This is a genomic window from Caulobacter sp. GW821-FHT12F03 (assembly GCF_058806855.1).
Map to the genome: position 1 here is coordinate 118,131 of NZ_JBXAQC010000005.1, position 19,565 is coordinate 137,695.

The 19,565-nt window shown below is 69.3% G+C and carries 17 protein-coding genes; 12 read left to right on the forward strand and 5 right to left on the reverse strand.

What is annotated here, in order from left to right; all coding sequences use genetic code 11:
* Positions 1 to 84: 84 nt before the first annotated feature.
* The 7 genes from AC1RN0_RS13355 to lpdA all read left to right on the forward strand — a co-directional run bounded on the left by AC1RN0_RS13355 (position 85) and on the right by lpdA (position 7,875).
* The gene (locus AC1RN0_RS13355) at positions 85 to 3,039 is read left to right on the forward strand and encodes a 2-oxoglutarate dehydrogenase E1 component (RefSeq protein WP_492787939.1); all 2,955 of its coding nucleotides are present in this window, start codon (positions 85 to 87) and stop codon (positions 3,037 to 3,039) included.
* A gap of 39 nt (positions 3,040 to 3,078) precedes the next feature.
* The gene (odhB, locus tag AC1RN0_RS13360; protein WP_492787940.1) at positions 3,079 to 4,308 is read left to right on the forward strand and encodes a 2-oxoglutarate dehydrogenase complex dihydrolipoyllysine-residue succinyltransferase; all 1,230 of its coding nucleotides are present in this window, start codon (positions 3,079 to 3,081) and stop codon (positions 4,306 to 4,308) included.
* A 37-nt stretch (positions 4,309 to 4,345) separates the two neighbouring features.
* Positions 4,346 to 4,768, forward strand: coding sequence for a hypothetical protein (locus tag AC1RN0_RS13365; protein WP_492787941.1), 423 nt, complete (start codon positions 4,346 to 4,348; stop codon positions 4,766 to 4,768).
* A complete protein-coding gene (locus tag AC1RN0_RS13370; protein WP_492787942.1) occupies positions 4,765 to 5,457 on the forward strand; it encodes a hypothetical protein in 693 nt (230 codons plus the stop codon). The genes AC1RN0_RS13365 and AC1RN0_RS13370 overlap by 4 nt, the downstream gene beginning before the upstream one ends.
* Positions 5,458 to 5,548: 91 nt before the next feature.
* Positions 5,549 to 5,959 carry a hypothetical protein gene (locus tag AC1RN0_RS13375; protein ID WP_492787943.1) on the forward strand — a complete coding sequence of 137 codons (411 nt, stop codon included), beginning with the start codon at positions 5,549 to 5,551 and terminating at the stop codon, positions 5,957 to 5,959.
* Positions 5,960 to 5,966: 7 nt separating this feature from the next.
* The gene (locus tag AC1RN0_RS13380) at positions 5,967 to 6,392 is read left to right on the forward strand and encodes a hypothetical protein (protein WP_492787944.1); all 426 of its coding nucleotides are present in this window, start codon (positions 5,967 to 5,969) and stop codon (positions 6,390 to 6,392) included.
* An 82-nt stretch (positions 6,393 to 6,474) separates the two neighbouring features.
* Complete coding sequence (gene lpdA, locus AC1RN0_RS13385) at positions 6,475 to 7,875, forward strand: dihydrolipoyl dehydrogenase (RefSeq protein ID WP_492787945.1); 1,401 nt, start codon at positions 6,475 to 6,477, stop codon at positions 7,873 to 7,875.
* Positions 7,876 to 7,912: 37 nt separating this feature from the next.
* Here the strand turns inward: lpdA and AC1RN0_RS13390 are convergent, their stop codons facing one another.
* The 3 genes from AC1RN0_RS13390 to fsa form a co-directional block, all read right to left on the reverse strand.
* A complete protein-coding gene (locus AC1RN0_RS13390) occupies positions 7,913 to 8,809 on the reverse strand; it encodes a tyrosine recombinase XerC (protein WP_492788072.1) in 897 nt (298 codons plus the stop codon).
* Between the two features lie 17 nt (positions 8,810 to 8,826).
* Complete coding sequence (locus AC1RN0_RS13395; RefSeq protein ID WP_492787946.1) at positions 8,827 to 9,495, reverse strand: DUF484 family protein; 669 nt, start codon at positions 9,493 to 9,495, stop codon at positions 8,827 to 8,829.
* 266 nt (positions 9,496 to 9,761) lie between these two features.
* Complete coding sequence (gene fsa, locus AC1RN0_RS13400) at positions 9,762 to 10,415, reverse strand: fructose-6-phosphate aldolase (protein ID WP_492787947.1); 654 nt, start codon at positions 10,413 to 10,415, stop codon at positions 9,762 to 9,764.
* Positions 10,416 to 10,454: 39 nt separating this feature from the next.
* Between fsa and AC1RN0_RS13405 the strand changes: the two genes are divergently transcribed.
* Complete coding sequence (locus AC1RN0_RS13405; RefSeq protein WP_492787948.1) at positions 10,455 to 12,617, forward strand: primosomal protein N'; 2,163 nt, start codon at positions 10,455 to 10,457, stop codon at positions 12,615 to 12,617.
* 79 nt (positions 12,618 to 12,696) lie between these two features.
* On the opposite strand, the gene AC1RN0_RS13410 is transcribed toward AC1RN0_RS13405, so the two are convergent.
* Entirely contained in the window at positions 12,697 to 14,274 is a 1,578-nt protein-coding gene (locus AC1RN0_RS13410; RefSeq protein ID WP_492787949.1) for an MDR family MFS transporter, read from the reverse strand.
* 94 nt (positions 14,275 to 14,368) lie between these two features.
* Positions 14,369 to 15,172: a TerC family protein gene (locus AC1RN0_RS13415; protein WP_492787950.1), complete on the reverse strand. Its 804-nt coding sequence runs from the start codon at positions 15,170 to 15,172 to the stop codon at positions 14,369 to 14,371.
* 156 nt (positions 15,173 to 15,328) lie between these two features.
* On the opposite strand from AC1RN0_RS13415, the gene AC1RN0_RS13420 reads away from it, so the two are divergent.
* The 4 genes from AC1RN0_RS13420 to AC1RN0_RS13435 all read left to right on the forward strand — a co-directional run bounded on the left by AC1RN0_RS13420 (position 15,329) and on the right by AC1RN0_RS13435 (position 19,503).
* The gene (locus tag AC1RN0_RS13420; protein WP_492787951.1) at positions 15,329 to 16,426 is read left to right on the forward strand and encodes an acyltransferase family protein; all 1,098 of its coding nucleotides are present in this window, start codon (positions 15,329 to 15,331) and stop codon (positions 16,424 to 16,426) included.
* Between the two features lie 68 nt (positions 16,427 to 16,494).
* Positions 16,495 to 17,184, forward strand: a complete 690-nt coding sequence (locus tag AC1RN0_RS13425; protein WP_492787952.1) for a CHAP domain-containing protein — start codon at positions 16,495 to 16,497, stop codon at positions 17,182 to 17,184.
* 68 nt (positions 17,185 to 17,252) lie between these two features.
* Positions 17,253 to 18,212 carry a magnesium transporter CorA family protein gene (locus AC1RN0_RS13430; protein ID WP_492787953.1) on the forward strand — a complete coding sequence of 320 codons (960 nt, stop codon included), beginning with the start codon at positions 17,253 to 17,255 and terminating at the stop codon, positions 18,210 to 18,212.
* Between the two features lie 79 nt (positions 18,213 to 18,291).
* Positions 18,292 to 19,503, forward strand: coding sequence for a pentapeptide repeat-containing protein (locus tag AC1RN0_RS13435; protein ID WP_492787954.1), 1,212 nt, complete (start codon positions 18,292 to 18,294; stop codon positions 19,501 to 19,503).
* Positions 19,504 to 19,565: the final 62 nt, after the last annotated feature.

A 19,565-nucleotide genomic window follows, 5' to 3' on the forward strand; every position in this document is an offset into this window, starting at 1 on the left:
CACGGGTCCCCGCCCGGTTAACAGAGACTATATACCCCCGCAGATACACAGCCCTGACCCCGAAGGGCTGAAGGCGCGAGACCGATGGCGGACGACGCAGGCATCATCAATCAGGTTCTGACCGAAACCTCCTTCCTGTACGGCGGCAATGCCGCCTTCGTGGAAGACCTCCAGGCCCGCTGGGCCGAGAACCCGGCTTCGGTCGATCCCTCCTGGCAGGCCTTCTTCGCCTCTCTGTCGGACCGGACCGAGTCGATCCAGGCGTCCGCCGCCAAACCCAGCTGGACCAGCCGCCAGGCGCCCGCCGCCCGGCCCGACTGGCTGTCGGCCCTCGACGGCCTGTGGCCCTCGGTCGAGGCCAAGCTCGGCAAGGCGATCGAGGCGCGCCAGCCGGCGGCGCCGACCGCCGACGTCCGCGCCGCCACGCTCGATTCCCTGCGCGCCATCATGATGATCCGGGCCTACCGGATGCGTGGCCACCTGCGCGCCAACCTCGATCCGCTGGGCATCGCCCTGCCCGAGGGCGACGCGACCGAGCTGGATCCGGCGACCTACGGCTTCACCGAGGCCGACTACGACCGCCCGATCTTCCTCGACTATGTGCTGGGCCTCGAGACCTCGACGGTTCGCGAGATCCTGTCGATCGTCCGCCGCACCTACTGCGGCGCGGTCGGCGTGCAGTACATGCACATCTCCAATCCGCAGGAGAAGGGCTGGCTGCAGGAGCGCATCGAGGGCCGTGACAAGGAGATCGTCTTCACGCCGCAGGGCAAGATCGCGATCCTCAAGAAGCTGATCGAGGCCGAGGGCTTCGAGCGGTTCCTGCATCGCCGCTTCCCCGGCACCAAGCGTTTCGGCCTCGACGGCGGCGAAGCCTGCATCCCGGCGCTGGAACAGATCATCAAGCGCGGCGGCGCGCTGGGCGTGAAGGACATCGTTCTGGGCATGCCGCACCGCGGCCGCCTGAACGTGCTGGCCGCCGTGATGGGCAAGCCCTACCACGTCATCTTCCACGAGTTTCAGGGCGGCTCGTCGCTGCCCTCGGACATCGAGGGCTCGGGCGACGTCAAGTATCACATGGGCGCCTCGTCGGACCGCACGTTCGACGACAACAGCGTCCACCTGTCGCTGACCGCCAACCCCAGCCACCTGGAAATCGTCAATCCGGTGGTGCTCGGCAAGGCCCGGGCGAAACAGGCCTTCACCCTGCGCGAGACGCCGGACGCCGGTCGCGGTCACGTCCTGCCGCTGCTGCTGCACGGCGACGCCGCCTTCGCCGGCCAGGGCGTGGTCTCCGAGTGCTTCACCCTGTCGGGCCTGAAGGGCTTCCGCACGGGCGGCACGGTCCACTTCATCGTCAACAACCAGATCGGCTTCACCACCGACCCGCGCTACTCGCGCACCAGCCCCTATCCCTCGGATGTGGCGCTCATGGTCGAAGCCCCGATCTTCCACGCCAACGGCGATGATCCCGAGGCCGTGGTCTACGCCGCCAAGGTGGCCACCGAGTATCGCCAGAAGTTCGGCAAGGACGTGGTTGTCGACATGTTCTGCTACCGGCGCTTCGGTCACAACGAGGGGGACGACCCCACGATGACCCAGCCGCTGATGTACGCGAAGATCAAGGATCACCCCTCGACCCGCGAGCTCTACTCCCGCCGGCTGATCGCCGAGGGCGTGGCGACCGAGGCCGATGTGGCCGGCTGGATCGCCGAGTTCGACGCCTTCCTCGACAAGGAGTTCGAGGCCGGCAAGACCTACAAGGCCGACAAGGCCGACTGGCTGGACGGCAAGTGGGCGGGTCTCGCCCAGCACGGCGACGAGGATCGCCGCGGCCAGACCGGCGTGCCGGTGCAGAAGCTGGTCGATCTCGGCCGGGCGATCACCACCATTCCCGAGCGCATCGACGCTCACAAGACGGTCCGCCGGGTCATTGAGGGCCGCCGCGCGGCCATCGACTCGGGCGAGGGCCTCGACTGGGGCACGGCCGAGCACCTGGCCTTCGCCACCCTGCTCGACGAGGGCATCGCGGTGCGCCTCAGCGGCCAGGACAGCGTGCGCGGCACCTTTACCCAGCGCCACTGCGACCTGATCGACCAGACCACCGAGGAGCACTACACCTTCCTCAACAACCTGCGTCCGGGCCAGGCCAACTTCGAAGTCATCGACTCGGCGCTGTCGGAAGAAGCGGTGCTCGGCTTCGAGTACGGCTTCAGCCTTGCCGACCCCAACACCCTGACGCTCTGGGAAGCCCAGTTCGGCGACTTCGTGAACGGCGCCCAGGTGGTGATCGACCAGTTCATCAGCTCGGGCGAACGCAAGTGGCTGCGCATGAGCGGCCTCGTCATGCTGCTGCCGCACGGCTACGAGGGCCAGGGCCCCGAGCACAGCTCGGCCCGCCTCGAGCGCTTCCTGCAGTCCTGCGCCGAGGACAACATGCAGGTGGTCAACTGCTCGACCCCGGCCAACTACTTCCATGCCCTGCGCCGGCAGATGCACCGCGAGTTCCGCAAGCCGCTGATCGTCATGACCCCCAAGAGCCTGCTGCGGCACAAGAAGGCGGTCAGCAACCTCGCCGACCTGGCCGAGGGCTCGTCCTTCCACCGCGTGATGGTCGACGGGGCCGAGGCCGGCTGCGACGTCGGCGGGATCACCCTGCAGCCCGATGACAAGATCAACCGGGTGATCATCTGCTCGGGCAAGGTCTACTTCGACCTGATCGACGCGCGGGCTAAGGCTGGCCGCGACGACGTCTACATCCTGCGCCTCGAGCAGTTCTATCCCTGGCCGATGAAGTCGGTGATGCAGGTGATGGCCCGCTTCACCAACGCCGAACTGGTCTGGTGCCAGGAAGAGCCGAAGAACATGGGCGGCTGGACGTTCGTCGATCCGTGGCTCGAGTTGACGCTCGACCGCATGTCGATCAAGGCCAAGCGCGCCCGTTACGTCGGCCGCCCGGCCTCGGCCTCGACGGCCGCGGGCCTGATGAGCCGGCACGTTCGCGAACTCGAGACATTCTTGGCCGAAGCCTTCGCCTGACGCCCCCTACCGACCTGACGAGACACGAAAGACCTGACGATGGCCGACATCATGACTCCCGCCCTGGGCGAATCCGTCACGGAAGCGACGGTGGCCCGCTGGACGAAGAAGCCCGGCGACGCGGTGCGGAAGGACGAGATCCTCGTCGAACTGGAAACCGACAAGGTCAGCCTTGAGGTCGCCTCGCCGACCGACGGCGTGCTGGAGTCGATCGCCGCCGCCGACGGCGAGACGGTGACCCCCGGCGCCCTGCTGGGCGTGGTCGCCGCCGGCGCCGCGGCGGCAGCCTCCGCTCCGAAGGCCGCTCCCGCCGCCGCCGTGGCTCCGGCGCCCGCTCCGGTCGCGGCCCCTGCGCCAGCCGCCGTCCCTGCGCCGACGCCAGCCGCCGCCGCCGCGCCGCTGGCCCCGTCGGTCCAGCGCATCGTCACCGAAACCGGTCTGAACCCCGCCGCCGTCGCCGGCACGGGCAAGGATGGCCGCATCACCAAGGGCGACGCCCTCGCCGCGCTGGAAGCCCGCGCGGCCGCCCCGGCTCCCGCCGCCGCCCCGGCCGCGCCGCGCGCCCTGCATGAGCGCGAGGAGCGGGTGAAGATGACCCGCCTGCGCCAGACCATCGCGCGTCGCCTGAAGGAAGCGCAGAACAACGCCGCCATGCTGACGACCTTCAACGAGGTCGACATGAGCGCGGTCATGGCCCTGCGCAACCAGTACAAGGACCAGTTCGAGAAGAAGCACGGCGTGAAGCTCGGCTTCATGAGCTTCTTCGTGAAGGCCTGCGTCGCGGCCCTGCAGGCGGTGCCGGACGTCAACGCCGAGATCGACGGCACGGACATCGTCTACAAGAATCACTACGACATCGGCATCGCCGTCGGCACCGAGAAGGGCCTCGTGGTCCCGGTCGTCCGCGACGCCGAGGCCATGGGCCTGGCGGAGATCGAGAAGGCCATCGGCGCCCTCGGCAAGAAGGCCCGCGACGGCCACCTCGCCATCGAGGACATGCAGGGCGGCACCTTCTCGATCACCAACGGCGGCATCTACGGCTCGCTGATGTCGACGCCGATCCTCAACGCGCCGCAGTCGGGCATCCTCGGCATGCACGCGATCAAGGACCGGGCGATGGTCGTGAACGGGCAGGTCGTGGTCCGGCCGATGATGTACCTGGCCCTCAGCTACGACCACCGCGTGGTCGACGGCCAGGGCGCCGTGACCTTCCTCGTCAAGGTCAAGGAAGCCATCGAGGACCCGCAGCGGTTGCTGCTGGACGTCTGATCCCTTCGCGCGTCATGCTCCCCTGAAAGGGGGACGCATGGCCCTGACCCAGATCGCCCGATACGCCGACCTTCGCGAAGCCCAGGTGGCCGCGGGGATGCTGCGCGCGCGGGGCATGCTCGTCGTGCTGCCGGAGGAGCAGATCACCCAGACCAACTTCCTGCTCTCGCAGGCCGTCGGCGGCTGCCGGCTGTGCGTGGCCGAGGAAGACGCCGACGAGGCCCTGGCTCTCATCGCCCCGCACCGGGTCGCCGACGCGGCGGCGCTCGACTGGAAGCGTCACCCTGACGCCATGGCCACGGCGCCGTCGTCGATCTTCTGGGCGATCATGGATCCGACCGGCGGCTTCGCCTGGGGCAGCCTGCGCAAGAAGTTCACCGTCACGGCCTTCCTGGGCCTGCTGCTGGGCGTGCTCGTCGTGGCCGTGTTCGTGGCCGCCCTGATCAGCGCGGGCCGATGAACAGCGATCGTGATCCCCTGATCTCGGGCCCGGGACGCTGGCGCTGGCCGTGGGACCGCGCGAAGGAGTTTCATATCGGCGACCGGGCCCGGGTTTCCAGCGACGCGGTGGACCGGCCCGACGGGTTTCGTCTGCCTCGCATCCGCGTCGGCCCGGCCCGCGATCTCCAGCGGGTGTTCGGCGAGCGCGGCGCCCCCGCGGCGTGGCGGGTCATGCTTGTGCGGCTGGCGGTCATCGCCGCCGTTGCTTACCACGCCGCCGCGGGGCTTTCCTGGGTCACCGGACCGGAGGACGCGCGCGTCACCCTGGCCTTCATCGGCAAGCTCGTCCCCCCCGTCGGCGGCGTCGATGTCGGCCACTGGCTGGCGCTCGGCGGCGCGGCCTGGTCATGGCAGCCGAAGGCGGCCGTCGTCTGCGCCCTGCTGCTGCGGCTGGTCGCCTTCAACACGGCCGCGCGAGACCCGATCGGCGGCATCTGGATGGCGGTGATGGCCCTGGCGATCGACGCGGCGACCTGGGTGTTCGTCGGGCGGAACCTGTTGGGCATGGCCTATTCGCCGGCCGAAGGCGCCGCCCTGGTCGCCCTTCTGAAAGTCGAAGCCGCGGTTCTGCTTGGACTTTTCTTTCTTCTCTCGCCTGCGGGACGGCGGAAACTGGGCGAGACCGACGCCCACTTCAACAGAGGCTGACAGGCGAGTGGATTTGACCTGCCGCAACCTTCGGTTCTAGCCTCCCCGCAGGTCGCCATTCGAGCGGCCGAAGCTCGGGGGAGCAAACGACATGAAGTTCCTGAGATGGGTGCTTGGCGCGCTCGTGCTGGCCTATGGCGGCCTGTGCGCCCTGATGGGGGGCATGAACGCCCTTCACAAACTCGGCAAGCTGGCCACGGTCCCGGCCGAGATGCAGCGGATGGTGCCGCTGTGGGACGCGACGCCCTGGTGGCAGCTGGCGGTCTGGGGGCTCACGGCCCTGCTGCTGCTGGTGACCGCCTGGCGTCTTTTTACCGGAGGCAAGGCCCTGGGCGTATTCCTGCTGGCTGTCGCGGCGGACGTCGCGACCTGGTGGTTCATGCACAAGCTGCCCGCCTACCAGACGGTCTTCACCAAGGCCGAGCTGACCTATGACTACTACACGATCGGCGCGATGGTCCTCGTCGCGCTCTTGATCGGGGTCACGGAGCGCGGCAGGTAGCCACCACATGACGGGCGGCGGTGTCGAAATTCTGGGCTGGGCGGCGCGCGTTGCCGGCCTGTTCTATCTGGCCGGCGGCCTGTTCACGGTGCGCGCCGGCCGGATGGAGGCCTTTCTCGACACCGCCATCGCCAGCATTGAGGGTCGGCCCGCCGAACCGTCCGAGCGGCTGCGCGGCTGGTCGACGATGATCACCGGCGCGCTGACGGCGCTCAGCGGCCTGCTGCTGCTTCTGCTGCTGAAATGGGCGCTTCACGCCTTTCTGGCCAACGCCGCCTGGCAGGCCGCGTACCTAGCCTGGGCCGCACGCGCCCTGCCGCCGGACAGTCCCCTGGCGGCGGAGGGGCGTCGCCGAACGATCAATGCCTTCGTCGTCTGGCTGCTCATGACCGGCCTCGTGCTGCTGCTTTTTGAGCGGGGCGTGTTGACCTAGGGGCCCGGCGCCTTAAACCGCCTCGCGCAAGGGGCGAACAGGCCCCATATGTCATGCGCACAATTAACAGGCGGCTCCTCCCATGGCTCAATACGACCTCGTCATCATCGGGGGCGGTCCCGGCGGCTACAACGCGGCGATCCGCGCCGGCCAGCTGGGCCTTAAGGTCGCCTGCGTCGAGGGCCGCGAGACCCTCGGCGGCACCTGCCTGAACGTCGGCTGCATGCCGTCCAAGGCCCTGCTGCACGCGTCGGAGCTCTACGCCGCCGCCGCCGGGCCCGAGTTCGCCACCCTGGGCATCGAGGTGAAGCCGAAGCTGAACCTGGCGCAGATGATGGCCCAGAAGACCGACAGCGTGACGGCCCTGACCAAGGGCATCGAGTTCCTGTTCAAGAAGAACAAGGTCGACTGGATCAAGGGCTGGGGCCGTATCGACGGGCCCGGCAAGGTCGTCGTGAAGGCCGTCGACGGCGCCGAGACCGCGCTGGAGGCGAAGAACATCCTGATCGCCACCGGCTCGGAGCCGACTCCGCTGCCCGGCGTGACGGTGGACAACAAGCGCATCGTCGATTCAACCGGCGCCTTGTCGCTGCCCGAAGTGCCGGGCCACCTGGTGGTCATCGGCGCGGGCGTCATCGGCCTTGAGCTCGGTTCGGTCTGGCGCCGTCTGGGCGCCGAGGTGACGGTGGTCGAATACCTCGACCGCGTCTGCCCGGGCATGGACGAGGAAACCGCCAAGACCTTCCAGCGCAGCCTGACCAAGCAGGGCTTCAAGTTCCAGCTGGGCCAGAAGGTCACCGGCGCCGTGGCCAGCGCCAGCGGTGTCGAGATCACCATGGAGCCGGTCAAGGGTGGCGAGCCCCAGACCCTGGCGGCCAACTATGTGCTGGTGGCCATCGGCCGCCGTCCCTACACGCAGGGCCTCGGCCTGGAGACGGTCGGCATCACCCCCGACAAGCGCGGCATGATCAGCAACGATCACTTCAAGACCGGCGTCGGCGGCGTCTGGGTGGTCGGCGACGTGACCAGTGGTCCCATGCTGGCCCACAAGGCCGAGGACGAGGGCGTGGCCTGCGTCGAGCTGATCGCCGGCAAGGCCGGCCATGTGAACTACGACCTGATCCCGGGTGTCATCTATACGGCCCCGGAAGTCGCCACGGTCGGCAAGACCGAGGAGGAGCTCAAGGCCGCGGGCGTCGCCTACAAGGTCGGCAAGTTCCCGTTCACCGCCAACAGCCGCGCCAAGATCAACCACGAGGGCGAGGGCTTCGTGAAGGTGCTGGCCGATGCGAAGACCGACCGGATCCTCGGCGTGCACATGATCGGCCCCAACGTCGGCGACATGATCGCCGAGTATTGCGTGGCCATGGAATTCTCCGCCTCGTCCGAGGACGTCGCCCGCACCTGCCACCCGCACCCGACCCGCTCGGAGGCCCTGCGCCAGGCGGCGATGGGCGTTGAAGGCTGGACGATGCAGGCCTGAGGCCTGCATCGGAACAGACACCGGTGGGGGTCTGTCTCTAGGCCCGCGGGTGCGCCTTGCCGTAGGCGGCCAGAAGGCCCGCTGCGTCGACGGCGGTGTACTTCTGGGTCGTCGACAGCGACGCATGCCCCAGCAGTTCCTGGATCGAGCGCAGGTCGGCGCCGGCGCCCAGCAGGTGGGTGGCGAAGCTGTGACGCAGGGCGTGCGGCGTGGCGCGATCCGACAGGCCGAGGCGGCCCCTTAGCAGCTGCATCGTCGCCTGGACGTGGCGCGGGCTCAGCGGTCCGCCCCGGGCGGCGCGGAACAGCGGTTCGTCCGGATCGAGCGCGAAGGGCAGGGCGGCCAGATAGGCGTCGACCGCCTCGCGCACGGCCGGCAGCACCGGCGCGATACGCGTCTTTGACCCCTTGCCGACAATCCGCAGCGAGTCGCCCAGCGGCGCGTCCGAGCGCTTCAGCGACAGCGCCTCGCTGATCCGCAGGCCGCAGCCCCACAGCAGGGTCAGCACCGCCTCGTCGCGCAGGGCGGCCCAGCCCTCGCGCTCGGGGTCGCAGGCGGCTTCCTCGATCAGGCCCCGCGCCTGATCCTCGGTCACGGGGCGCGGCGCCGATGGCTTGACCCGCGGCCCCTTCACCAACGCCAGCGCCGCGTTGGGGAGGCCCAGCCGGCGATCGAGAAAGCCGTGGAATGAGCGCACCGCCGACAGGGCCTGCGACACCGACCGGGCCGACAGCGGCCGCTCGCCGTCGCGGCGATGGGCCAGATAGGCGCGCAGCTCGGCCGGCGTGACCGTGCCCATGTCGGCGGCCGACAGGCTCTCGGCCCGGTGCTGCTCGAGAAAGGTCAGCCAGGGCGAGACCGCGCCCAGATAGGCCTCGATCGTGCGCGGCGAGACGCGGCGCTCGTTGGCCAGATGGTCGAGCCAGGCCGCCATGGCCTCGCGGGCGGTGGTCACAGCACCGGCCAACGTTCCGCCGTCCGCTCGACCACCCGCGCGAGGAAGGCGACCAACTCGGCGCCCATGTCGGCGGTGAAGCCCCTGGCGTCCGGCGAGCCGAAGGCCAGTACGCCCTCGCGGCCAGGCTCCCAGAAAGCCACCCGGACCATGGCCATCGAACGGACCTCGTCGGCCTTGTCGCCGAACAGGCCGAGCGCCGGGGCGTGGAAGCCCATGCGCGCGAGACGCTGCGATCCGAGGATCAGGTCCGTCTGGCCCTCGACCAGTTCGTACCAGCCGGCCGGCGTGCGGCCGGGGCCCTCGACGGCGATCGTCGCGGCGACCAGGCCGAAGCGAAGGCTGGCCAGATCGTCGACCCGCCGCGCCAGATCGGAGTGGTTGCGGGATTCCAGAATGTCGATGACCGCCGCGTGGGTCTGGGCCTGGGCGGAGAAATTGGCCCGCGCCATGGCCTCCAGCTTGCGCCGCACGGTCGTCTCGCGCTTGTGCGCCGCGCTGACCCTGGCCAGCGCCGCCGGGCCGAAGTCGACCAGGTTGGCCGCGTCGACCCGCAGGCCCAGATCGGCCAGCAGCTCGGCGTCGTCGCGAATCAGTTCGGGATGCGATCGCAGAACCCGGCGCAGCTCGTCCGCCGCCGAATCCATCTGCCTGGCCGTGCTCATGCTCTCTCCCCAGTCCTGCGGGGAGACGCTAGCGCCGACCTCCTACCAATCCGTTCAGAGGACGGGTGGGTTCAGAGCTGCGCACGTGCCGTTGCGCGGCGAGGTTCCTCCCCCCTTGGGAGAGGTGGCCCGGCAAAGCCGGGACGGAGGGGGTCTGATCGCGCCGCTGCCGGCCCCCTCAGTCAGCCCCGCGGGCTGACAGCTCCCCCAAAGGGGGAGCATCCAGAGCAGCGCCGAGGCCGATTAGGACCGGGTATCGGTCGCCCCTACAGGATCGACTGTCCCGTCTTCGCCCAGTCGGCCATGAACTGCTCCAGACCCTTGTCGGTCAGGGGGTGCTTGAACAGGGCCTCGAAGGTCGCGGGCGGGATGGTCGCACAGTCCGATCCGGCCAGGGCCGCGGCCGTCACATGAGCCGGGGTCCGGATCGAGGCGGCGAGAATCTCGGTGTCGAAGCCGTAGTTGTCGTAGATGGCGCGGATCTCGCTGATCAGCTCCATGCCGTCGGCGCCGTGGTCGTCGAGGCGGCCGATGAACGGCGAGATGTAGGACGCGCCGGCCTTGGCGGCGAGCAGCGCCTGGCTGGCGGAGAAGCACAGGGTGACGTTGGTCTGGATGCCCTCCACCGCGAATTCGCGGGTGGCGATCAGGCCGTTGCGGGTCAGCGGCACCTTCACGACCACGTTGGGGGCCATGGCGGCCAGTTTGCGGCCCTCGGCCAGCATGCCCTCGACGTCCATCGCCGCGACCTCGGCGCTCACTGGGCCCTCGACGAGACCGCATATCTCGGCGATGACCTCCGCCATGGGCCGACCGGACTTGGCGATCAGCGTGGGATTGGTGGTCACGCCGTCCACGAGGCCGGTGGTGACGAGGTCCTTGAGGACGGCGGTGTCGGTAGTGTCGAGGAACAGTTGCATGGGGCGGGTTTTAGCGGGCCGGAACGCGGGGCGCCACCCGTGAGCCGAATCGCGTCCGTCCTGCTGCCCATGCCGCTGCCCGAGGCGTTCGACTACGCCGAGCCCGAGGGGCTGGATCTGGCCGTCGGCGACCATGTCGCCGTGCCGCTCGGCCCGCGCGCGGTGCGCGGCGTGGTCACCGCCCTGCGTGAGGGCGCGGGCGGCAACCGGCCGCTCAAGCCTGTGCTGGAGCGGCTCGAGGATCCCCCGATGCCGGAGACCACCCTTCGCTTCGTCGAATGGGCGGCGCGTTATTCCGTCGACCTGCCGGGCCAGCCGCTGGCCATGGCGTTGCGGGGCCTGAGGGCGCCGAAGCCCCGACCGGTCAAGCTGCTGGCCGCCACCGGGACCGCGCCGGCCCGCCTGACGCCGGCGCGGGAAAAGGTGCTGGCGGCCGCCGCCGAGGGGCCGCTGCCGGGTCCCGAGCTGGCCGCAAGGGCCGGCGTCGGGGCGGGCGTGGTCAAGGGGCTGCTCGACGAGGGCTGCCTTGAGGTGCGTCTGCACACGCCCGAGACCGTATTTCCCGATCCCGACACCACCCTGCCGGGACCGACGCTGAATCCCAGCCAGAAGGCCGCCGCCCAGGTGCTGGCCGGCATGGTCGAGCAGGGCGGCTTCCAGGCAGCCCTGCTCGACGGGGTCACCGGCTCGGGCAAGACGGAGGTCTATCTCGAGGCCGTCGCCGCGGCGCTCGACGCCGACCCGGCCGCCCAGGTGCTGGTGCTGTTGCCCGAGATCGCCCTGACCCAGGCGGTCATCGCCCGATTCCAGGATCGCTTCGGGGCCCTGCCGGCCGAATGGCACTCGGCCGTGCCGCCGCCCCGCCGCCGGCAGGTGTGGGAGGGCGTCGCCACCGGCAAGGCCCGCATCGTGGTCGGCGCCCGCTCGGCGTTGTTTCTGCCGTTCCCCAACCTGCGCCTGATCGTCGTCGACGAGGAGCACGACGGCTCGTTCAAGCAGGAGGAGGGCTTCATCTACCAGGCCCGCGATCTGGCCGTGGCGCGCGCCAGCCTGGAGAAGTGCGCGGTCGTGCTGGCCTCGGCCACGCCGTCGCTGGAGAGCCTGTGGAACGCCGAGCAGGGCCGCTACCGCTGGCTCAAGCTGGCCGCGCGCCACGGCGCCTCGGAACTGCCCGACGTCACCCTGATCGACATGCGCGAGACCCCGCCCGAGCCCGGCCGCTGGCTGTCGCCGCCGCTGATCGCGGCGATGAAGGAGACCTACGGCCGCAGCGAACAGACCCTGCTGTTCCTCAACCGCCGGGGCTATGCGCCGCTGGTGCTCTGCCGCGCCTGCGGGGAGCGGATGAAGGCGCCGGATACGGACAGCTGGCTGGTCGAGCACCGCTACACCGGGCGTCTGGTCTGTCACCTGACCGGCTTTTCCATGCCCAAGCCCGATCGCTGCCCGCACTGCGGCGCGCAGGACAGCCTGGTCTCGATCGGGCCCGGCGTGGAGCGGGTCGAGGAGGAGGTGCGCTTCCTGTTCCCCGAGGCGCGGGTGGCGGTGTTCTCGTCCGACACCGTGTTCGACGCCGACGGCGCCCGCTCGATCGTCAAGGCGATGACCGACGGCGAGATCGACGTGCTGGTGGCCACCCAGGCGGCGGCCAAGGGCCACGACTTCCCGCTGCTGACGCTGGTGGGGGTGGTCGACGCCGACCTCGGCCTGCGCGGCGGCGATCTGAGGGCGGGTGAGCGGACCTTCCAGCTGCTGGCCCAGGCCAGCGGCCGGGCGGGACGCCGTGAACGTCCGGGCCGGGCCATGCTGCAGACCTATGCGCCCGAGCACGCCGTGATGCAGGCGCTGGCGGCGCAGGACCGCGACGCCTTCCTCGCCGCCGAGATGTCCGGCCGCGAGCTGGCCGGCCTGCCGCCGTTCGGCCGGCTGGCGGCGATCATCTGTTCAGGCCCCGACCCCGTGGCGCTGGAGGCCTATGTCCGGGCGCTGGCCGCAGCCGTGCCCAACACCGACGGCGTGGACATCTACGGCCCGGCCGACGCGCCGCTGGGACTGGTGCGCGGGCGGCGCCGCAAGCGCTTCCTCGTGCGCGCCGACCGCTCGGTGGACCTTCAGGGCTTCCTGTCGGCCTGGCGCGCCCGCGCCCGCCCGCCCGGCTCGGTGCGGGTGGTCATCGACGTGGATCCGTACAGCTTCCTCTGAAGGGGACATGCCCTTCAGTGCGTGTCTCCGGCGGCTTCAAGCGGATGGGGACTCGTACCGAAGAAGGTACTGTCCCTGCCTACGCTTCGGCCAGCACGGGTTCTCCCGGAACCTGACGGCTGCGCATCGGAATTTCCGGGATGAACAGCACGACGACCAGGCCGGCGAAAATCGCCAGCAGACTGGCCCCGAACACGCCGGTGATGGCGTGGGTGATGGTCTCGCGCAGGGCCGGATCCACGCTGGCGGAGGCGCCGGCCGCCTGGGCCTTCAGCGCCATGCCCTCCAGGGCGCCGATGTCCACGCTGCCGCCGCCGGCGGTCTTGCCGAGGTTGTGGGTCAGCAGCGCGCCGAAGATGGCCACGCCCAGCGTCGACCCTATCTGGCGGAAGAACTGGTTGGCGCTGGTGACCACGCCGATCTGGGTGGGCGGCGCGGCGTTCTGGGCCGCCACGCTGAACAGGCTCTGGCCTGGCCCGAGGCCCAGGCCCACAAGCACCAGACGCAGGCTGAGGTCCCAGGACGCGGTCTGCGGACCGACCATGCTCAACAGCGCCACCCCCACCAGCAGCAGGCAGACGCCGGCCAGCATGAACGGCTTGTAGCGGCCCGTGCGCGTGACCATCCGGCCCGACAGGGTGCTGGCCACGATCAACCCGCCCATCAGCGGCAGGATCAACAGCCCGCTGGTCGTCGCCGGAAGGCCGCGACCCAGCTGCAGGTAGAGCGGCAGGAAGGTGACCACGCCGAGGAACGACATGGCGATCAGAAATCCGGCCAGGTTCGACAGGGCGAACACCCGGTTCCTGAACAGGTCCAGCGGCAGGATCGGCGAACTGGCCCGCCGTTCGGCCTGGAGGAACAGGACGAAGGCCACCGCCGAAAGGGCGAACAGGCCGAGAATCGTGGGTGAGCCCCAGCCGAAATTGTGGCCGCCGAGGCTGAGCGCCAGCAGCAGCGGGGCGAAGGTGGTGATGATCAGGCCGGCCCCGACCCAGTCGATGGCGCCCGACGCGCGGTGGCTCAGCCGGGGCATCTTCACGATGATCATGAACAGCGACAGCAGGCTGAGCGGCAGGTTCAGATAGAACACCCAGCGCCAGCCGGCGACGACATGGGTCCCGAGATGAAACGTCCCGTGATCGGTGAAATAGCCGCCGACGACCGGGCCGATCACGCTGGACAGGCCGAACACCGCGCCGAACAGGCCGGCGAACCGGCCCCGCTCGCGCGGCGGGAACAGGTCGGCGATGATGGCGAAGGCCGTGGTGAACAACGCGCCGCCGCCGATGCCCTGCAGCGCCCGGAAGACGATCAGCTGGGTCATGCCGCCGCCGAGCAGCGGCATGGCGCCGAACTCGCCGGACAGACCCGACAGCCACGAGCCGACGAGAAAGATGCTGATGCCCGCCAGCAGAACCGGTTTGCGGCCATAGAGGTCGCCCAGCTTGCCCCAGATCGGCACCATGACCGTCGAGGTCAGCAGGTAGGCGGTGGTGACCCAGGAATAGAGCGACAGCCCGTTCAGCTCGGCGATGATCCGCGGCATCGCCGTGGCGACGATGGTCTGGTCGAGGGCGGACAGGAGGAAGACGATCATCACCCCGATCAGGGTGATCCGGCGTTCATCGGCGGTGAAGGTCTGGGCTTGGGACACGGGCGTGATCATTCCGGCCCGGATGCGGGCTTCGGGCGCTTCTACAGAAGGGATGGGCGGCGATCCAGTTCGCGGATCGCCGCGCGCCGGATCGTCAGTGGACGGTCGGCGGCTCCTGCGCGCCGGCCTTCGCCCGGCTCTTGCGCGCGACCATGTTGAGGCCCTCGACGAGGCCCGAGAAGGCCATGGCGGCGTAGATGTAGCCCTTGGGCACATGGATGCCGAAGCCGTCGCCGATCAGCACCGCGCCGATCATCAGCAGAAAGCCCAGGGCCAGCATGACGATGGTCGGGTTCTTGTTGATGAAGTCGGCCAGCGGCCCGGCGGCGAAGAACATCGCCCCGACGGCGATGGTCACGGCGATGATCATGATCGGCACATGATGGGTCATGCCGACGGCGGTCAGGATCGAGTCGATCGAGAACACCAGGTCCAGCATCAGGATCTGCACGATGGCCGCGCCGAAATTGGTGATCGCCGTGTTCTTGGCGTCCATCACATCGCCGGTCGGGGCCGGGTCGACCGTGTGGTGGATTTCCTTGGTCGCCTTCCACAGAAGGAACAGTCCGCCGGCGATCAGGATCAGGTCGCGCCAGGAGAAGGCGGTCTCGAAGGTGGCGTGGCCGTCCTCGTTGAGCGGCCCCGTGATGCCGAGGTCGAACACCGGCTGGGTAAGGGCCACCAGCCAGGCGATGCCGAACAGCAGCGCGATGCGCATCAGCAGGGCCAGTGACAGGCCAACGCTACGGGCCTTGGCCCGCTGCGCTTCCGGCAGCTTGTTCGACAGGATCGAGATGAACACCAGATTGTCGATGCCGAGCACGATCTCCATGACCACCAGGGTAACGAGGGCCGCCCAGGCGGAGGGGTCAGCAGCGAGCTGAAGGAGACTGTCCATCGGGAGGCGGGCCTTTCACGACTGGTGAACCTGAAGGGTCTTACATAGCCCGTCGCGCGTCCGGTTGAACCGCTTTTGATCACTTCTCCTGGCGCGCGAGTTGCATTCGCCTCTCACGCGCCGCGCTCGGGCGCCGAAACGGGACAGGACACGGCCATGCAGGACGCCGCCAACATCCGGCCTCTGACCTCGCTGCGCTTCTTCGCCGCGCTGTGGGTCGTGCTGTTCCACTACTGGCCGAAGCTGGCCGTCGATTTCACGCCCGCCCTGGTGACCAAGGGCTACCTCGGCGTCGAACTGTTCTTCGTGCTGAGCGGCTTCATCCTCTGCCATGTCTACCTGACGGCGTTCGGGGAGGGACGGTTCCGCTATGGCGCCTTCCTGTGGAACCGGCTGGCGCGCGTCTATCCGCTGCATCTGGCGACGCTGCTCGGGATGATCCTGCTGGGCGTCGGAGCCGGACTCGCGGGCCTGTCGGTCGACGCCGGCATCCTGCGGTGGGACGCCCTTCCTGCCAACCTGCTGATGGTCCAGGCCTGGGGCTTCGCGCCCGCCGCCGCCTTCAACCATCCCTCCTGGTCGATCTCGGCCGAATGGTTCGCCTACCTGAGCTTCCCGGGCTTCGCCTTCCTGGCCTGGGCGATGCGCAGGCGGCCCTGGCTGTATGCCGCGGGCACCCTGGCCGGCCTCGCCATCCTCTATCCGGCCTTCCAGGCGCTGACCGGCCAGTCGCTGACCCAGGCGACCATCGCCTGGGGCGCGCTGCGAATCGTCCCCTGTTTCGCACTCGGCTGCGCGATGCACGGCCTGTGGCGCTCCGGCGTCCTGCGCGGCCGTCGCGCCGCGGCTCTGGGCGCCCTTTTTTCGGGCGCCGCCCTCCTCGTTTCGGCCGGTCTGGGCGCGCCGGACATGGTTACGGTCGCCACGTTCGGCGCCCTGATCCTGTCCCTCGCGAGCCTCGCGAGGAACGGTTCGACTTTCGGAACCCAGTCGGCTTTCGTGTATCTCGGCGAGATAAGCTATTCGACCTACATGATCTGCGTGCCGTGGAAGATCATCTTCGTGAATGCTGCCGCGCGAGTTCTGAATTTGAGCGATGAAAAACTGCCATTGGTGGTGTGGCTTGTGTTTATCGGCGCGCTCGTTCCACTGTCGGCGGCGTCCTATCATCTGATCGAGAAACCGGCCCGCGAACGCATGAAACTCATGGCCGACTCATGGCGCGCGCGGCGTGCTGTCGCGGCCGGGGCCTGAAAAGACTCTTTTCATTCGCGCGTGAGATGGTTATCCCCTCACTTCCAGTGACGGGGGAGACCTCCTGAATGCGCCAAAGGACCAAAACCTACCTTGGTTCCCTGGCCGCCGCGGTGGTGATCAGCCTTTCGCCCACGGCGAACGCCCTGGCTGACATCTACTGGCAGTGCGTGCCGTTCGCCCGACTTCTGTCGGGGATCCAGATCTATGGCGACGCCAGGACCTGGTGGGGTCAGGCTGTCGGCACCTACGACACCGGTCGTCTGCCGCGGATGGGTTCCGTCCTTTGCTTCAAGCCGACCGCCCGCATGCAGCTGGGCCACGTCGCCGTGGTCAGCCGCCTCGTGACCGACCGCGTCATCCAGATCACCCACGCCAACTGGTCCCAGATCGGCGGCGCCCGCGGCCAGATCGAACGCGACGTCACCGTCATCGACGTGTCGCCGGTGGGCGACTGGAGCATGGTCAAGGTCTGGTACGACCCGATCCGCGACCTCGGCACCTCGGTCTATCCGACCTACGGCTTCATCTATCAGAACCGCCAGGCGCTGCAGCTGGCCCAGACCGATCCGCGCTACTGGAGCGCCCAGGGCGTGACCATGGCCCGCGCGGCCGCCACCCAGACCGCCTCGACCGTCGGCCCGCTCCCGTCCCCGCTGGGCGTGATCAACCAGGCCGCCGACGCCACCGACCGCATCGCCGCCCTGATCGCGGCCGCGACCGGCCAGGGCCAGTCCCAGGACGATACCGGCAACTGACCGTGCTCTCCGGTTGACGCTGCCCGCGGGCCGCGCCATTCGAGGGCCGGTCCGGAGATCGTACGTCCATGCTCAGGGTGCTTCGTTGCGGTGGAGGCGGGCTCGCGCCCGTCGAGACGGGCCCCGACTGGGTCCTGCCCGATGACGTCGCCTGGATCGACCTGACCAACCCTGACCGGGCCGAAGAGCTGATCGCCGAGAAGGCGCTCGGCGTCCTGTTGCCGACCCGCGAGGAGATGGCCGAGATCGAGGTCTCCTCCCGCCTCTACCAGGAGGACGGGGCCAGCTTCATGACCGCCTTCGTGCTGGTCGGGGCCGACGGCGACGATCCGGCGCTGGAGCCGGTGACCTTCGTGCTGGCGAGGAAGCGCCTGATCACCATCCGCTATGTCGAGCCGCGGGCGTTCGTCGCCTACGCGGCCCAGGCGGACCGGGACGCCGACTTCTGCCGCGGCGGCGTCGAGGCCTTCCTCGGCCTGCTCGACGCCCTGATCGACCGGATCGCCGACATCCTCGAGAAGACCAGCGCCGACGTCGAGGTGATCTCCGCCGAGATCTTCCGGCCGTCGCACAAGGCGCCGTTCAAGCAGATCCTCCGCCGGCTCGGTCGCAGCCAGTCGATCGCCGCCAAGGCCCGCAGCAGCCTGGTCAGCCTGGCCCGGCTGCTGTCCTTCGCCGCCCTGTCCGAGGAGATCGCCGACGGCAAGGAACACCGCGAACGGCTGCGCTCGTTGCAGCGCGACGCCCAGTCCCTGACCGACCACTCGGCCTACCTGACGGAAAACGTCACCTTCCTGCTCGATTCGGCGGTCGGCCTGATCAACACCGACCAGAACGAGATCATGAAGGTCTTCTCGGTCTGGGCCGTGGTGCTGATGCCGCCGACCCTGATCGGCTCGATCTACGGCATGAATTTCAAGCACATGCCCGAGCTGTCGCAGCCCTGGGGCTATCCGGTGGCCCTGGTGCTGATGGCCGCGACGATGCTCCTGCCGCTGTGGTGGTTCCGCAAGCGCGGCTGGCTCTGATCGTCGCAGGCCCGCCGGAAACAACCCTTCATTAAGCGCGCCGGGTTCAAGGTCCCTGACCCTTGGAATCAGGTCCAGAATGTCCGCCGCTCCCAGCCTCATCCGCGCGCTCGACTTCAGCGCCATCAAGGCGATGATCGAGGCGCACGGGCGATATCTGAGCGGCCGCAGCGGCGGCAAGCGGGCCAACTTCACCTACGTAGACCTGTCCAACACCGCGCTCAGCGGCGTCGACCTCGGCGATGCGGACTTCACCGGCGCGCGGCTGGCGGGGGCCAGCCTGAACGGGACCGACCTCAAGCGCGCGATCCTGTTCGGCTGCGATCTGCGGGAAGCGGACCTCCGCAACGCCGACCTGACCCAGGCCGATCTGCGCGGGGCCTGCCTGCGCGGCGCGAATCTGGCCGGGGCCAACCTGGCCGGCTGCGACATGCGCGAGGGCCAGATCGCGCTTCAGGGTCACGGCCAGGGCTTCCACATTCTCAAGCACGAGCGGAAGGCCGGCGAGCTGGACTACGCGGTGCTGCAAGGCGCCAACCTGTCTGGCGCCCAGATGACCGGCGCGCACGCGATTTCCGCCGACTTCACCGACGCCGACCTCTCAGGCGCCTGTCTGAACGGGGCCAAGCTGGTCAACGCGGTGCTCGACGGCGCGAACCTGACCGACGCCCAGGTCTTCCAGGCCGACTTCGCCGGCGCCCGGATGAAGGACGCCGTCGTCGCCGGCGTGCGCCTCGACGACGCCAGCTTCGAACGCGTCGATCTGAGCGACGTGCTGCGGGCCCCGCCGCCGATCGTCTATGTCGATGACCGGCCGCTGGGCGACCTGCTGTCCGAGCACGAACTCTACTGCAGGTCAGGCGGCGCGGAAGGCGCGGTGATGAAGATCTCGCGCGTCGATTTCCGGCCGCTGCGCCAGATGCGCCGCCGCATGCTGACCGGCATGGCCGCGCCGCGCTCGGTGTTCTTCGGCCTGAACATGGAAGGCGCCGAGCTGCAGGGCGCCGACCTCAGCGGCGCCGACCTGCGGGGCGTGAACCTGCGCGACGCGGACCTGCGCGGGGCCAAGCTGGTCGGCGCGAGGATGCACAAGGCCGACCTGCGCGGCGCGAAGATGGGCCCGCTGATGATCTCGGAGGGGCGTTATATCCGCACCGACCTGACCCGGGCTGTGCTCAAGGGCGCGGACCTGCGCGACTGTCATGCCCGCCGCGCGCGCTTCCTCGAGGCCGACCTGCAGGGCGCCCGCATCGAGGGCGCCGACCTCGCCGGAGCCGAGCTGGAGGCATAGGCCCGCGGCGCCGTCGCGGCGCCCGGTTCCCACTCCGCGCGACCGCTCCCCGCGCAAGCGGG